Genomic DNA, 14,821 nt, shown 5'->3' with positions numbered 1-14,821 from the left:
GCAACGCCGTGAAGTCCATGCTGGCCCAATGTGCGCGCGGAGTCGAGAACCTACATGCCAAGGTATATCCAAAGTGGCGAATAATAAGAGTTGACAACGAATCGCTTGATTGCTAAGTTATAATTGTATTGATAATATGGTCTAACCATTATACATATTTTATTGTAGGCGTGATGTTCCCGCCACCATTCATTCGTTAGAGCTTTACGATGGTTAAGATCAGTATTAAGCGAAAATGATAGCGCTTCCAAAATGATTTCACCTGGAGCAGAGGGGGTGGAGAGTTCTAAGCAACAAGAATGAAATGTCCAACGTGGTTGTGATTACAAACATGAAGCAATGGAATGGTGAAGGATCAAACTAGGGTCTCAGGAAGGGATGGAACTATGAGAAAAAGTTGTCTTTTGCTGATTTTCGTTCTTTTTGCAGGGCTTATGCCCTTTTCGCCTGCCGGATCGACTGCCCATGCGGCCGAGTGGGCGGGGAGCGTGGGATATCTAAACAATGACAGCGCTCCTCTAAGCGGTTCGTTGGCCAATTTTGGCTATTCGGGCAGTGCGTACTTTGATTACTTCAACCGGAGTATCGGGATCGACCTCGGGGAATCCCGTACCTTCAACGAGATTAGACTTCATGACGAGAATAGCACCAACCGTGTAAATTCTAGCGCTAATATTTCCGTCTACATAAGCAACGACAACGTTACATACACCCAATTAAGCGGATGGAGCTTTTGGAAAGCAGGCCAAGCGATCGTCCTTCAGGATTTCTCAGTGAGTGCGCGCTTTGTTAAAGTACACTCCCATTTTACCGATGCAGGACCTTCGGGGACTTGGCTGACTCAGTCCAATTTGCAGCACATGCTTGAAGTACGTCAAGTCATGCCGCGATCGCCCTCAATTCCGGGGACGATCGGTTATGTCAATCAAGACCTCAACCCCGCAACTATGCCGATAGGCAACTGGGGAACCGTTGTTGCAGCAGCATTGGATTATAATTATCGAAGCCTAGGTATCGATCTTGGCTCCTCTCAACCATTCAATACAATTGAATTGGTGGAGAATCAAGGACCTTCACGTGTAGAAAAAACCGATTTATCGGTTTACGTAAGCAATGACAACCAAAGCTACACGAAAGTCTCGGATTGGAGGTTTCTCAAGCTGAATAACCGGATCATCCTTTATAACATGAACGCATCAGGACGTTATATTAAAGTTCATAACCATTTTGACGATACTTCGTTTACCTTTTCCAATACGAATTTACAAAACATGATCTATGTATCGAACCGATCGGTAGGCGAATGGACGGCGTCTGGCGGAGGGACATGGCTGTATAAAAAATCCGTTCAGGTATCCAACGCCGGTACGTCCCCGTTGTTAGACCGATCGGTGTATATTGCCAAATCGGCATTGGGTACAGCTGCATTACAGGCTGCCGGCAAGCTGCAACGGGACTTCAGGGACGTTCGGTTTGCCGATGAAGCGAACCATGAGCTGGCTTATTACATGGACGATAACGGTTTTTATGTCAACATCCCGACGCTGGAACCAGGCCTTTCCACGGTTTACTTTTACTACGGCAATGCATCTGCGGAGTTTGTCGGTGCCGGACAGGAAGGTCTTCAAGTGGAGTATGGGAATAAAACTTTGATGGAGCATTCAACTCCTGAGTTTAGGGATAATGTAAAACCCGAGAAGTTAGCCAACGGGGACATCCTGATGGTCGCCAACAGGGTAAGCTCAACAACCAGCGGCATTTATGCCAAATATTCCTCGGACGGCGGACGTACGTGGACAGCCCAAACTCAGATCGTGAATTTGAACGATGCGGGCCGAGATGAGCCGGCAAGCTTGTTCGTCGACCCTGCGACCGGGAAAGTAGTCTTATTCTTCTACTCGTATTATGGATACACAACGACCAATTGCTTGACGGCAGGAAACGCATGCCGCAACGATTTATACTATACCGTATCGATGGATCATGGACGCACTTTTGCGCAACCGGTGAAAATAAACACAGGAACGCTTGAGTATAATGGAGCCACATATCCAATCAATTACAATGTCACATATACGAATCCGATTGAACTTGTTAACGGAGACTGGATCTTTCCTTTTGTCTACGTGAAGGCTCCAGATGGTTCTTTTGCGGTAAGCGTGCTGATTTCAACGGATCAAGGCGTCACATGGACCAAAAGTGTGAGCCAGCTGGCCGTAGGTTCAAGCGGAAGCGAAGCGGGACTGTCGGAACCGTCGATCGTGCAGTTGGCAGATGGATCGCTAAGAATGTATATGCGTCAGCAGGTTCCCGGCAAGGTCAAGCTGGCGCAAAGTACATCAACGGATAACGGCAGAACCTGGTCGGTTCCGACTGATGCTCCCGTGTTTTCATCCAATACGATGTCGGTCCTGAAGCGTCATAGCAATCACGATATTTTGCTGCTGTGGCCGGGGAACAACTCCTTCGGGGGAACCAGTTATTTGCGTAATCCGCTGACGCTCGCTTACAGCCAAGATGAAACCAACTCCTGGAGGGCTATGCGGGATCTGTTGGGAAGAACACGTCTGTCTCAATCCGCTGTAAACCCTGCCAAACAAGTGGCGACCCAACCGTCTTTGGTTGAGGTGGACCCGGATACTTATTTGTTCGGCTGGTGGGGATCGAATTGGTCAACGGCAACCACCCTGTTGGTCGAAGACTTTAACCGTTACTTGTACCGATCGCATGGCGTTTTCGACGATTTTGAATACTCTGAATTGAAAAATGACTATTGGTGGGAATTAGGAGGTTCGATTTCAACCAGTACCAATCAATCCAAAAGCGGAGCCAGCTCATTGAGATTGCTCGACAATAATACAACCAGTCTGACTGCAGGCAGCCGATTGTTTCCGGGAATCCGAAAAGGGACGGTCAAATTCAGCCTATATGCGTCTAATCTGAGTGATTTGTTTAGCTTTTCCTTGCGTGAGCCGTATTCTTATGTTCATAATGCGCCGGGAACGGTATTCCAGTTCATGCTGGAAGCGGACGGTTCCTTAAGAGTGTACAATCGTGCGGGGAATCGAGTGGAGCTTCCGGTACAGACCGATATTACAACCGGAACCTGGCATGATATTGAACTCCAATTCGATGTGGCGGCCAAGCTAATCGGCGTTTGGGTGGATGGCGCCTTTAAAGGGAATGTAGAAAATTATTTGGATGGCAATCTAATCACGCATTTCAACATAGCTTCAGCGAGTACCGCAGGAACGGGAACCGACGTATATATCGACAACTTAATGATTCAGGACACGGAAGCCGGATTGCCTATAGCAGGAGCGGTCGGGGGTGAACAATGGGCAGATTTTACGGCACCAAGTACTATAGCGGCCATCAGTCCTGCCGAATCGAACGGCTCTGGCGGTTGGTACTCCAGAGATGTGACGGTAACTCTTGCTACCTATGATAACGTTCCGGGGGTAATCAGAACGGAATACCGGATCAACGGAGGGGTATGGTCAGCATACGACCAAGCGTTCACCCTGACAGCTGATGGCATGAATAAGGTAGAGTATCGCAGTATGGACAGTGCCGGGAATGTGGAGGACGTGAAAGAAACGACAATCCGAGTGGACAAGACAGCCCCAATATTATCGTTAACGTTAGATGTCACTAGCATTAAAGCACCGAATCATAAGTTAGTTCCCATTCGTGCAACATTGAATTATAGTGATGGACTTTCTGGGATTGACTCCGTTGTGTTACGTTCAATTACCAGTAATGAACCTGAGAATGGCTTAGGGGACGGGGATCAGCCGAATGATATTCAAGACGCTTTATATGGTACGGACGATACGTCTTTCAGCGTGCGTGCGGAGAGGTCGGGCAAGGGCCAAGGACGTGTTTATACGATCATTTATGCCGCTATCGATAAAGCAGGGAATGAAACAACCGCTTCTGCAACAGTAACCATTCCTCATGATGGCTCAGGTGAATAGAGTTTGGTACGGATGAGGTTGAAGAGGCGGTAGAAAGGCCTAAGAGGGCATGGGGAAGGAGCGGAGAAGCGTCAGCGTCCGCCTTTGAAATCGTCTTCCAACTGCGACAAAATATAATTCAAGGAATAAGATTTCAACAGCGGTCGGGCCCTTCCCCATGCCCTCCCACACGCCAAACTGAACTCATTCGCCAAAGGACCTGAGGCAGAGCCTCAGGTTTTTCTTAAAATTAATGTGAGTTAAAATGGTTTTGATCATCAGACGTTGGTGAGGATTTACATAGCCTTGAAGTGCCAGTTCGAGATCTTCCTTTTTCCGCTTGAGGGTGCGTCGAGCGAAGCTCGCTAGTTTTTCGGGATCATCTTCACCATCTGCAATGGCACGAAGCATGTCTCGCGAAGAAACACCCATAATGTCCGAGACAACGGAACCAAGCTTAATGTTCGCCCCTTCTAACACCTTCTGAATACGATTGTGCTGCCTGGATCTCTCTTCAATGATGCTGCGGCGATACCGAACAAGCTCTCGAAGTTCTCGTTGATTTCGGTTGGGAATGAAGCTTGCTTTAAGTAATCCATGACAGAGAAGCTTAGCAATCCATTCCGAATCCTTGACATCTGTTTTACGTCCAGGCAATGCCTTCATATGCTGGGCATTTACAACTAAAAACTTAATCCCTTCCGCTTCAAGCAGATTGACGATGGGCTTCCAAAACACTCCTGTGCTTTCCATTGCAACGTGAGAACATTCGTGTTGTTTAATCCAATCGATTAGTTGTAAGAGATGCGCCGTTTTCGTTGAGAACGTTTGGATCTCCTTTCCCGTAGACGTTAGAATGCATGCAGTAATATTATCCTTGTGAGTATCCACACCGCATGCTCGTTCAATGACAACTTCCATCCTGAATACGCCCTCTCTACGGCTCATTAGGTAAGAGGCTGGTGCAACAATCAGAGCAGGATTAATCTCCCATGAGTGCTTCCCAAAAGGGAGCGACAATCTGTGATGCACCGTGATCGTTGGAGTCAGACTAACGGATGGACTCTAAGGCAACATAGCTTATCGACCTTCCTCTCCCAGCCGTAGTACCAGTATTGAGGATTCTGCATCCCATTTTCATCATCTTTGGTGCGGCGCTTGCGCTGCATGTGTGGCTAACGGGCACGATAGCTGAATACAAAAAACCAAAAAGTCGGTAATCCTGGGAAGAGGAAAACCGACCTTTATTTTGGTGAAAACTGTCTTAGCGGCTGGCGGTACCCCTAATATTCGTTTGCTTGGCATCTCACGCCTCGAACGGATAGACAAGCCCCCACTGGGCTCTAATTCGATCCAGCGTCTCGGCGATCGCGATCGATTCGTCGAGCGTTATCCAGGCGTTTTCCTTCCTTCCTGCCCGCAGGTCTTCATGTACGGCCGAAAATTCATATCCGAATCCTTCCCCGATCCGATCATCCTTGCATTCATCCTTAAGCTGGTTCCCTACGATCAATCTGGCTTCTCTAGGGGACCAGAACCGCGGAACTTCAATATGTCCTTTGCTTCCGATGATGCGAACCTCTTGAGGGGTCGAACTCGAGACGGAAGAGTAGAGTGAAGCCATCTGTCCGTTTTCATATTCCAGCAAACATGCCATTCGGGCATCTACTCCGGTAGAAGCGTAGCGGGAACGGCTGAGTACCTCGACGGGCTTGGCTCCGAAAATCATCGAGGCGTAGGAGACTGCGTAAACGCCGACATCGAGCAGGCTGCCTCCGGCCGTATGTGGATTGAACAGACGCGATTGCGGGTTCTCCGTGGCCGAAAATCCGAAATCCGCCGTCAAATAATGCACATCTCCTATAGCGCCGTCCGAAACCCACTGAATGACCCTGCGCGTCACTGGGAAAAATCGGGTCCACATCGCTTCCATTAGATACGTTCCGGTCTCTCTCGCCTTCCCGACCATCGTCCGAACTTGCGCGGCGTTCGGAGCCATCGGTTTCTCGCATAACACCGGCTTCCCTAATTCCAACGCCAAACAAGCATGTTCCATGTGAAGATGGTGAGGCGTGGCGACATAGACCGCATCCACTTCTGGATCCCGGATCATCGTTTCGCAGTCGGTGTAAGCCTTTGCCCCGTAGGGCAGCGCCAACTGCTCCGCATTAGTGTCCGTGCGAGAAAATACTGCGGCTAATTTAGCATCCCTCATCTCCTTGAAGTCGTTCATGACCCGCCTCGTAATTCCCCCTGCCCCGATAAAACCCCATTTGATCACTGATGTCATGAGCTCACTCCGTTCTTCGCATGATCTGCCGAACCTCGGGTCTCGGCATCATGTATAATTTACCATGCCCCCATCGAAGAGGCTATCACCAACTGGACGCCGTTTCCTCCGGAAACGTGGATTGGCGCCGAGGAGATTTCTTTGATTCGGCCGCGGACGTACAGTTCCGCGTATTGTTCCACGAAATAAGGCGCGATCAATCCGATCTGCGTGGTAAAATCGAAGCAAAATGATTTACGTGTCGTGGGGTGAAAATTTTGAATTATTTTACTCCTAAAAAGGTGGGTGTACAGTGAAAAAAGAAATCTCTAAAAGCGAAGTAATGGAACTATTTCTCCAAGCGTGTCCATCTTATAAAAAACAGTGGGATGAATATGTTCAGGAAAATTATAAGAGTGGAGATGAACAGTTACTATATATAGATTTAGCTGATTTTGCTACTTATGTTGTTGATTTGTATAAACAAAATGAGTTAAGTGAGTTTCCATCTGTGTTTGATGTAATTGAATTATTGCATACAAGTGGCGACGATTTTGTTAAAGAGGCTGCGTCAATTGGATTATTGGAAGATTTGCAAAATAGATTACTAAGTAATGAAATAAATACGAATGTCTTTAATCAATATTTAAAACAAGAATCATTAAAATGGTGGAATCACCTTAATGATTTTTGGGATGGCAAAACCAAATATGTTGGTGGTCCAGAGAAGTAAGTGATTTTATAAGGAAAGCCTTATTATTAGAGCTTATTATTAAATTGCTCGGCGGATAAGGGTGGGGCGTTCCCAAGTTTATTGAGCTAACGGAGAACTAGAGTGTGGACGAGTATATTAATTTTTTGAAGTAACAGATTAGGTAGATTGTTTTGTTTATTTGGATAAGATGTTTATTAATGAATACAAAAGAAGGTGTGAAAGCGAATATGCATACGAAGAAACCAGTTAAATTGGATGATCTTGTTGGTGAGATCGAAATGCAAATAGATGATACTTTTACATTTATAAATATTACAACAAGTGAAGTTATTACATTAACGAGAGAAGAATATAGTGCTGCAGAAGATGGAAAGCCACTTGATAAGTTCCCTGAATGGCAAAGGGAGAACATTGAAAGAGCAATAAGGATTATTGAAGATGAAGACGGGGTTTACGTTGATTTTACGTTAAAAAACGACTTCAATGAATATGAAATCATAAAGGATTTTATTGGGACTTTAGAAGATGGAGATATCCGAGAAGATTTGTATGAAGCTATTCAAGGAAGAGGTGCATTCCGAAGATTTAAAGATGGGATTATTGAACATGGTGTCGATAAACAATGGTATAAATACAAAGAAACTAAGATAAAGGATTTTGTAATTGAATGGTGCAAGAATCATGATATTGAAATCCAGGCATAAAATACGTCCCATTTCCAACACATTATTTGAATAATATACATGGGTTACGCTAACGGGCAGTTAACGCAACTTTCCAAACACTAGTAACGTTAAACTCTCGATTGTTGTCTTTATCCGATATGGGAAGCGTATCGCCGGATTTGGCGCGACTAGCAAGGCGACCGCTGCGTTCGCTGCACGACGAGATTCGCGACATGTTCGCATAAGGCTTAGCTGGTTCGGTGAACTGGCCAAGGCCATCCATTAAAAAACCACGCTGAGTACCTCATGCGAGATGCCTCAGCGTGGTTACGAGCCCGGAAGCTGGTTCGCGATCGGTTAGTCTTGCGGTCGATTGCCTGGCTCCAGGCCGGATGACGATACCGTCATCACTGGTTTTACAGTAAGATCGTTATGTACTCGAATCTGGCACGATAAGCGGATGTTCGATTCCACAATGCCTTTGGCCTGAAGAAGAGCGGCCTCCGCTTCACCAACCGGACCGGCGTCTCCATCCACCACTTCGACCCGGCACGTCGTGCATTTGGCGTTGCCGCCGCAGCGGTGCAATATGTCTACCCCGTTATCCTCCAGGGCAAGCACAAGTTTAGTACCTTCTGCAACTTCATAGGAGCCTCTTCCTTCAATTTGAATCGTCGGCATCTTGGACTTCTCCCCATTCCTAATTTGGTAGCTGCGCAATCAATGGCTTATCATGTGCAATATCACTAATCATACTATCCAAAATCGCGATCTGTAAACAACCGAACGCGTCACTAGTTAACCTTTGGCATGCATAAGGAGATCAAGCTTTGCTACTTCATCACGGTTGCGTAATAGCGGCATCGGATAAAATCGAGGGAGTTCAATAGCAACAAGAAGGCAGTCGATTATCGATCGGTTGCTTTTTTCGTTATACTAACGGGCAGTTATGCGCAACTTCCAGGGAATGTAAACGTTTAAATAACGTAAGGAACGGCAATTAGAGCCGAAGAGAAACTTGCACACCCAGGCAATAGAAGCTATCCGCTGCAGAAAAGGTTGATGAGGCAATCCAAAGACTTATTGAGCAACAAGGCAAGTTAAACTTCAATAGCTTTTCCACAGAGTCGGGCGTCTCTAAAGCCTACCTTTATAACCATTCGGAGATTCGCGAACGAATAGAAACGCTGCGCAATCAGCAAGAAGGCATGTCCTCTGCTAAACAAACGTGGAATGACTGAAACAAGCAAGAGCGTTCTCATCGCTGCTAAAAACAAGCGGATATAAGAACTCCAAACTGAAAACAAACAACTGGAGGATGAGTTCGGGACATGAAGGAAAGACCGGCTAAACCGAACGTTTCGCCGTTGTAACCGATGGAGGAGGCAGACAATTCATGGGAGGAACGAATGTATGGGATGCGGAGTGGGAAGTTAACGAAGAGCAGGCGCGGACGCTGATCGGCAGACAATTCCCTCAGCTGTCATCGAAGCAAGTGAAGCGATTGGGCTGGGGCTGGGACAATACGGTTTTTCTCATCGGTGACGAGTACGTGTTCCGGTTTCCAAGAAGAACGATTGCAGTTGGCTCGATTCGTATGGAAGGGAAGCTGCTGCCGATGCTGGAGGCATATATGACCATCCCCTATCCGAAACCGTTGTTTTATGGCGAAGCAAGTGACGAATACCCGGCACCATTTCTTGGCTATGCCTACGTGCCAGGAGATTTCCCAATCGGTTTGACGGAAGAACGCCGGGCTTTATCGGCAGAGACGCTGGCGAAATTTTTGCGGAGATTGCATGAGTTTCCGGTGCAGGCGGCGCTGAAGTGCGGAGTTCAGCAAGATCATCGAAGCTTGACGGACATAGCATCGCGCAAAGTGAAATTGGCGGGCTTTCTATCGAAGGTGGTTGAACACTTGTCGCCGGAGGAGTCCGGTGTGATCGAAGCGTATATTAGCAGGTTACAAACGGACCGTGTCGAGGCGGTGAATGCAATGCTACATGGCGATCTTCATTTCAAAAATATGCTTGTGAATGAGAAAGGGATCGTTTCCGGCATCATTGATTGGGGCGATCTGAGCGTAGGCCATCCGGCTTGCGATTTGAGCGTTGCTTACAGCTTTTTACCACCTTACGCTCGCGGCGTGTTTTTCGAAACGTACGGAGGAGCGGACGAGGAAACGAAGCTGCTGGCGCGGCTGATCGCGGTATACATCCCCGTACTGATCTTAATGCAAGCGGTCGATGACGGGAATGAAGCGATTGCGGCAGAGGCGAAATCCAACATCATGCGGGCACTGTCGGATTAGGCTCATTATTTCGTTGCGGCTATGGGGCTATGGCTATCGGCACCATTTTGTCGTTTAAAAGCCGTGATAAGGTACGATTCGCCTTCTCTGATGCCGCTTTATGTTAAGGAACACGAATTTCAACAACAGAGTAAGTCATTGAGCTAGCGGGTACGATAGTGCAAATAACAGGGAGTAGATCGCCGCGGCAGCTGCCCGCTGTTCCCCGTTGAAGTAACGGGCAGGATAGTTCAAATGAAGGTGGTCAGCCTTTTCTATTTTATAACAGGATTTTGACGAATCATCTTAATGAAGTTCATAGTGGAAGCAGATAATGGTTCATTATTGCGGGTACAAATGGCAATTGTATTGGTTAGATGAATCCCTTCTACATAAACTCGGCATAACTCTCCACGTCTTACATATTCACGCACAACCAAAGAAGAAACGAAATTGGCACCATAGCCTGCAATAACAGCTGTGATAGCTTCATGCAACCCATTGAATTGCAAAGAGATTATGGGTGTCGAAGTATTGTAGGTGCGACATAAAGATAACAATCTCTCTCGTGTTGAACTTCCTTCCTCACGCATAACGAAGGGTTCCTTCATCATGTCAATTAGTGAAACACGTTGATTCGCATATCGATGATTAGGTGAAACGACGAACCATAACTCGTCCTGAAAAAGTTCCTCTGTCTGAATCGTATCTGAATACTCCTCTGGTATCCCCCCATAAATGGCTATATCCACATCTACATTTAATAGTTTTTTAAAAGCTTCTTTTGAATTCGTAGTTGTAATTATCATTTCGACTTGTTCGAATTGTTGTTTGAATTTTGCTATCCAGGTAGGGATCAGAAAATGAGCAGGTAAATACGTCGCGGCTAAACGGATACACCCGTTTGAGCCTTTTCGGTAATCCTGAGTGTATTGTTCAATTTGTTGTTCTACAGCAAAAAGTCGCTTAGCAAGTAAAGCAATTTCTTCACCTGCATCTGTTAAAGCAATACCTCTTCCTTGGGGCTTGAGTAGCGTTAGGAGTAGCTCTTTTTCAAATTTTTTAATCTGTGAAGTTATGGCTGGTTGGCTAATATTGAGTAATTCTGAAGCACGAGTCACACTTCCGGTACTGGCGATCACATGAAACAAGCGTAAGGCATGTAGGTTCATTTCGATTCTCCTATTCATTAACTCATATATTATTTGTATGCATTTATCATAAAGATATATTATGTTTATAATTATATCTCGGTTACACTGGTAATAGAAGTTAACAATGAAGAGGAGAAGTGATCTATATGAGTCAAACAAATGTCTGGGATAAGGTTGACCAGTATATAACGGAGCGCCTAATTCAGAATGATGCTATTCTCGAAAAAGTGTTATCCACAAATCAAAAAGCAGGATTACCAGCTTATGATGTCTCACCCACGCAAGGAAAATTTTTAAACTTGCTTATACAAATGCAAAGATCAAATCGTATCCTGGAGATCGGTACATTGGGAGGATACAGTACAATCTGGATGGCACGAGCACTGCCTGCTGAGGGGAAGATAGTCACGTTGGAACTTGATCCACATCATGCACAGGTGGCAGCAGCTAATCTCTGCCTGGCTGAAGTGCAAGATAAGGTAGAGCTTAGAGTAGGGGATGCTTTAGAGCAACTAGCGCAGATGAGTAACGAAGGAATTGAGTCTTTTGATTTTATATTTATTGATGCTGACAAGCCGAATAATCCCAATTATTTGAAATGGGCTCTTCACTTTTCCCATCCTGGAACTGTTATTATTGGAGATAATGTCATTCGCGAAGGCGAAGTTATTAATGAAAACAGTCAAGATCCACGTGTACAAGGTGTAAGGGCGTTTTATGATCTTTTGGCAGATGAGGATAGAATTGCAGCCACTGCAATTCAAACAGTTGGAAGTAAAGGATATGATGGGTTCGTTTTTGGTTTTGTTACTTGCTGAGTTATAAAGAATCTCTCGCAAAATTAAATTATTAAGTTTACGACCTGCATCTTTAGACTTCCGAAGAATGGAACAATGATATGTTACGCTAACGGCGAACGTTAGTTGAGGAGCTTGCAGCGATGCATCTCCTTTTTTTCATTGAAGTAACTGGCAGTATAGCTTCAACAAATTGGACAATATTGGGGCCGATTAAGGTAAAATTATAAGGGAATTTTTCCAATTTAACTTTACGGAGGTTAAAATGCTATACCTTATAGGAGGCGCTTCCAGAAGTGGCAAAACAACAACTGCGAAAAGAATTTTAAATGAAACAAACATTCCGTATTTTTCTTTAGATTATTTAATGATGGGAATTGCGAATGGTATTCCAGAACTCGGAGTTCATCCAACTGAGGGTGACTTTATTACAGGACAACGGTTATGGAAAGTAATAAACCCTTTAATGACGGCCATGGTTGAGAACCAAATAGATTATACCATTGAAGGTGTACAGTTAATTCCAAACTACGTATCACAATTTGAACAGACATACCCTGGGAAAGTAATGTCCTGTTTTATAGGTATGGCGGAAATAAATGTCGAGAGCGTAGAAGAAATGAAATTCCATTCCAGCAAAACAGAAAATGATGGTTTCAAAGAACTTAGCCATGCTGAAGCAATGGCTGAACTAGTGAGGATTAAAACAGACAGCATTCGAATAATGGAGGAATGCGAAAAACATAATCTTAAATATTTTGAGAGCTCTTTTCATTTCGAAAAGACTTTGGACACGATTGTATCTTACTTTTTAAGAAAGTAGCGATCAATTATAGTTAAGCTCTACCGGGCACTGTTAGTTGTGTAAATGTAATAAGAATGAAATCTAATTTACATATGGCTTTAATGAATCAAGCCTATAATAAAAAACGACCCCCTTTAAAATATATAAAATTAAGGCCCACAGCCCGTTGCTGTGGGTCACTTTTTTGGTTATTGAAGTAAAGGGCAGCGTAATAGCTACTTTTATATACACACCCAAGCTTATCAGAAAATTCACTTTGATGTAGAGGCAAACGTAGACCTGTTTGCAACATCGTCCTGACACCAAATATTTGCAATCCAGACATTGCCATTAAGTAATAGGATATGCTAAAATTAATAAATGATTTTAGTTACCTTAATCAAAGCGAGATTGGTGGTTTCATGAGCAAACAAAAACTTAAACTCGGAGTTCCTGATCAAGAGGGACAATTGTCTATTATGTTTACACGTGGAGGACCGCGTACCGGTGCTGGACGTAAAGGAATCGGGGAGACAAGGAAGGTCTCCTTAACCCTCACGAAAGAAATGTGGGACGAGCTTGATAAACGCTGTACGGTCTCACGTCTCACCAGATCTGAAATATTACGCGACATGATTGAATCTTATTTGGCGACTAATTGAGGGGCGGGTGAAGTCAGTGCTGGTTAAGTTAAAGCAACAGTCTTTACATAACGCATTGCAGCATGTAGCAGCTGGCTTATCGGCAAGACCTCTCATACCCGTCCTTGCGGGGATAAAAGTACAAGCTAACAAATATGGATTAACACTGACTGCCAGTAATACATCTATGGCACTGAAATATATGATACCTATGGATGGCGATGTTTTAACTGTTGAAAGGTCTGGGGATGTCGTCATCCATGCACGCTACTTTATGGATATTATTCGGACTCTCCCAGAGGATGTTGTTACTCTTGAAGAAGTTGAAAACAGGAATATTTGCATTCAATCAGGTAGATCTGTTTATCGGCTTTCTACAATAAATTCTGAAGAATTCCCAGATATGGACCCTATTGATAACAAAGCTTGGTTCTGTATAGATAACGATTGTTTTAAGAAAATGGTGAAACAAGTATCTTTTGCAGCCTCTTCTTCAGAGTCAAGAATGGTCTTGACGGGCGTTTTGTTCCAAACAGACGGGGCCAGTCTTAGACTCGTGGCAACCGATGGTATACGCTTTGCGTCTCGTACTTCGAACACGAACACTACAATATCAGATATGTTCCCTCCCGCAGTTATTCCAGCAAAATATTTATTTGAATACTCCAAAATGATTACCAACGTATCCGGGGTGACGGAGGTTACGCTCGGGGAACATATCATCCGGTTCACTACGGACAACTTCACGATGCAATCATCACTGATTAATGGGACGTATCCTGCTGTCGATAAATTAAAGCCTGATGGCGGTAGTTCAGAAATAACTTTAAGTACTTCTCATTTTCTTGATGCCGTTGAACGAGTTTCCTTGCTTTCCGGGGATACAAACGTTGTCGGTCTCCGAATATCGCAGTCAGGTGCTGAGTTATTTGCTAGAGACGCTGATATTGGTGATGTCACGGAAGTGGTCACATTTGAAGAGACATTTTTGGAACCAATGATCATATCCTTCAACGGCAAGTATATGAGGGACATTATGCGCGTTATTGACAGCAAGCATGTACAGCTCAGATTCACAAGTAAAGAAAAGCCCATCATCGTTCAGCCGGTTGACAGTCATGACGGTTTTTACATCATTTCGCCGGTTAGGACCCCTTTTTAGATGGGTTCTCGTCTAATGCATTTGCTTATTGCCGACCTTGTAGCAACGGAATTAAATATCATTGATAGAGGTCGTATTTTATTAGGTTCTATTGCTCCAGATGGTGATGAAATTAAGAGTGAGACACACTTCAAAGGAGCTAGATATTCGTTTTCAGACGGTGCTCCAACTGAGTATGGGCGGTTTATTTCTAAATACCATCAGCTGTTTTCAGATTCCTTTTATGTCGGATATTTAACTCACTTGGTGGCTGACGATATGTGGGCAACGTTTATGTATTACAGCGGATTAAAAGAAAGATTAAGAAGTGAACCAAATTTCTATAGATAGTTACACCAAGACTTTTATTTGTGTAATGCTAAGTTAGCTGAGAAATACGTATCGG

Annotated in this window: 13 protein-coding genes and 1 pseudogene; 10 read left to right on the top strand and 4 right to left on the bottom strand. The window is 44.7% G+C overall.

The features are described from left to right. Nucleotides 1–386 precede the first annotated feature (386 nt). Nucleotides 387–3,980, top strand: coding sequence for an exo-alpha-sialidase (locus ACKGJP_RS35150; RefSeq protein ID WP_409343372.1), 3,594 nt, complete (start codon nucleotides 387–389; stop codon nucleotides 3,978–3,980). 225 nt (nucleotides 3,981–4,205) lie between these two features. Here ACKGJP_RS35150 and ACKGJP_RS35145 read toward each other — a convergent pair. Together ACKGJP_RS35145 and ACKGJP_RS35140 are read right to left on the bottom strand one after the other, a co-directional pair. After that, nucleotides 4,206–4,880, bottom strand: a pseudogene (locus tag ACKGJP_RS35145) (IS110 family transposase); the annotation flags it as partial. A 385-nt stretch (nucleotides 4,881–5,265) separates the two neighbouring features. Then, entirely contained in the window at nucleotides 5,266–6,249 is a 984-nt protein-coding gene (locus ACKGJP_RS35140; protein ID WP_409343371.1) for a Gfo/Idh/MocA family protein, read from the bottom strand. Between the two features lie 292 nt (nucleotides 6,250–6,541). Here ACKGJP_RS35140 and ACKGJP_RS35135 point away from each other — a divergent pair, with 292 nt between their 5' ends. Together ACKGJP_RS35135 and ACKGJP_RS35130 are read left to right on the top strand one after the other, a co-directional pair. Beyond that, a complete protein-coding gene (locus ACKGJP_RS35135; protein ID WP_409343370.1) occupies nucleotides 6,542–6,961 on the top strand; it encodes a hypothetical protein in 420 nt (139 codons plus the stop codon). Between the two features lie 179 nt (nucleotides 6,962–7,140). Beyond that, nucleotides 7,141–7,647: a UPF0158 family protein gene (locus ACKGJP_RS35130; RefSeq protein WP_409343369.1), complete on the top strand. Its 507-nt coding sequence runs from the start codon at nucleotides 7,141–7,143 to the stop codon at nucleotides 7,645–7,647. Between the two features lie 318 nt (nucleotides 7,648–7,965). Here ACKGJP_RS35130 and ACKGJP_RS35125 read toward each other — a convergent pair whose 3' ends face one another. Beyond that, nucleotides 7,966–8,289 carry a 2Fe-2S iron-sulfur cluster-binding protein gene (locus tag ACKGJP_RS35125; protein WP_409343368.1) on the bottom strand — a complete coding sequence of 108 codons (324 nt, stop codon included), beginning with the start codon at nucleotides 8,287–8,289 and terminating at the stop codon, nucleotides 7,966–7,968. Between the two features lie 389 nt (nucleotides 8,290–8,678). Between ACKGJP_RS35125 and ACKGJP_RS35120 the strand changes: the two genes are divergently transcribed. Both ACKGJP_RS35120 and ACKGJP_RS35115 read left to right on the top strand, forming a co-directional pair. Next, entirely contained in the window at nucleotides 8,679–8,849 is a 171-nt protein-coding gene (locus tag ACKGJP_RS35120) for a DUF6262 family protein (RefSeq protein WP_409347343.1), read from the top strand. A gap of 155 nt (nucleotides 8,850–9,004) precedes the next feature. Next, nucleotides 9,005–9,919 carry a phosphotransferase gene (locus ACKGJP_RS35115; RefSeq protein WP_409343367.1) on the top strand — a complete coding sequence of 305 codons (915 nt, stop codon included), beginning with the start codon at nucleotides 9,005–9,007 and terminating at the stop codon, nucleotides 9,917–9,919. Between the two features lie 254 nt (nucleotides 9,920–10,173). Here the strand turns inward: ACKGJP_RS35115 and ACKGJP_RS35110 are convergent, their stop codons facing one another. Beyond that, a complete protein-coding gene (locus ACKGJP_RS35110) occupies nucleotides 10,174–11,070 on the bottom strand; it encodes a LysR family transcriptional regulator (RefSeq protein WP_409343366.1) in 897 nt (298 codons plus the stop codon). 128 nt (nucleotides 11,071–11,198) lie between these two features. Between ACKGJP_RS35110 and ACKGJP_RS35105 the strand changes: the two genes are divergently transcribed. The 5 genes from ACKGJP_RS35105 to ACKGJP_RS35085 all read left to right on the top strand — a co-directional run bounded on the left by ACKGJP_RS35105 (nucleotide 11,199) and on the right by ACKGJP_RS35085 (nucleotide 14,766). Then, nucleotides 11,199–11,870 carry an O-methyltransferase gene (locus ACKGJP_RS35105; RefSeq protein WP_409343365.1) on the top strand — a complete coding sequence of 224 codons (672 nt, stop codon included), beginning with the start codon at nucleotides 11,199–11,201 and terminating at the stop codon, nucleotides 11,868–11,870. A 244-nt stretch (nucleotides 11,871–12,114) separates the two neighbouring features. After that, nucleotides 12,115–12,672 carry an adenylate kinase gene (locus ACKGJP_RS35100; protein ID WP_409343364.1) on the top strand — a complete coding sequence of 186 codons (558 nt, stop codon included), beginning with the start codon at nucleotides 12,115–12,117 and terminating at the stop codon, nucleotides 12,670–12,672. Between the two features lie 326 nt (nucleotides 12,673–12,998). After that, nucleotides 12,999–13,295: a ribbon-helix-helix domain-containing protein gene (locus tag ACKGJP_RS35095; RefSeq protein WP_409343363.1), complete on the top strand. Its 297-nt coding sequence runs from the start codon at nucleotides 12,999–13,001 to the stop codon at nucleotides 13,293–13,295. A 16-nt stretch (nucleotides 13,296–13,311) separates the two neighbouring features. Beyond that, nucleotides 13,312–14,436: a DNA polymerase III subunit beta gene (dnaN, locus tag ACKGJP_RS35090; protein ID WP_409343362.1), complete on the top strand. Its 1,125-nt coding sequence runs from the start codon at nucleotides 13,312–13,314 to the stop codon at nucleotides 14,434–14,436. A gap of 15 nt (nucleotides 14,437–14,451) precedes the next feature. Next, on the top strand, nucleotides 14,452–14,766 hold the full coding sequence (locus tag ACKGJP_RS35085) for a hypothetical protein (RefSeq protein ID WP_409343361.1): 315 nt from the start codon (nucleotides 14,452–14,454) through the stop codon (nucleotides 14,764–14,766). Nucleotides 14,767–14,821: the final 55 nt, after the last annotated feature.

The organism is Paenibacillus litoralis, assembly GCF_046244365.1.
Classification (GTDB): domain Bacteria; phylum Bacillota; class Bacilli; order Paenibacillales; family NBRC-103111; genus Paenibacillus_V.
This window is presented reverse-complemented; position numbering and strand designations above follow the sequence as displayed.

Bases quoted from the DNA above. Each gene is read 5' to 3' on its own strand.
- ACKGJP_RS35150 (WP_409343372.1), top strand. From the start codon at position 387: ATGAGAAAAAGTTGTCTTTTGCTGATTTTCGTTCTTTTTGCAGGGCTT.
- ACKGJP_RS35140 (WP_409343371.1), bottom strand. From the start codon at position 6,249: ATGACATCAGTGATCAAATGGGGTTTTATCGGGGCAGGGGGAATTACG.
- ACKGJP_RS35130 (WP_409343369.1), top strand. From the start codon at position 7,141: ATGAATACAAAAGAAGGTGTGAAAGCGAATATGCATACGAAGAAACCA.
- ACKGJP_RS35125 (WP_409343368.1), bottom strand. From the start codon at position 8,289: ATGCCGACGATTCAAATTGAAGGAAGAGGCTCCTATGAAGTTGCAGAA.
- ACKGJP_RS35115 (WP_409343367.1), top strand. From the start codon at position 9,005: ATGGGAGGAACGAATGTATGGGATGCGGAGTGGGAAGTTAACGAAGAG.
- ACKGJP_RS35110 (WP_409343366.1), bottom strand. From the start codon at position 11,070: ATGAACCTACATGCCTTACGCTTGTTTCATGTGATCGCCAGTACCGGA.
- ACKGJP_RS35105 (WP_409343365.1), top strand. From the start codon at position 11,199: ATGAGTCAAACAAATGTCTGGGATAAGGTTGACCAGTATATAACGGAG.
- ACKGJP_RS35100 (WP_409343364.1), top strand. From the start codon at position 12,115: ATGCTATACCTTATAGGAGGCGCTTCCAGAAGTGGCAAAACAACAACT.
- ACKGJP_RS35095 (WP_409343363.1), top strand. From the start codon at position 12,999: ATGCTAAAATTAATAAATGATTTTAGTTACCTTAATCAAAGCGAGATT.
- ACKGJP_RS35085 (WP_409343361.1), top strand. From the start codon at position 14,452: ATGCATTTGCTTATTGCCGACCTTGTAGCAACGGAATTAAATATCATT.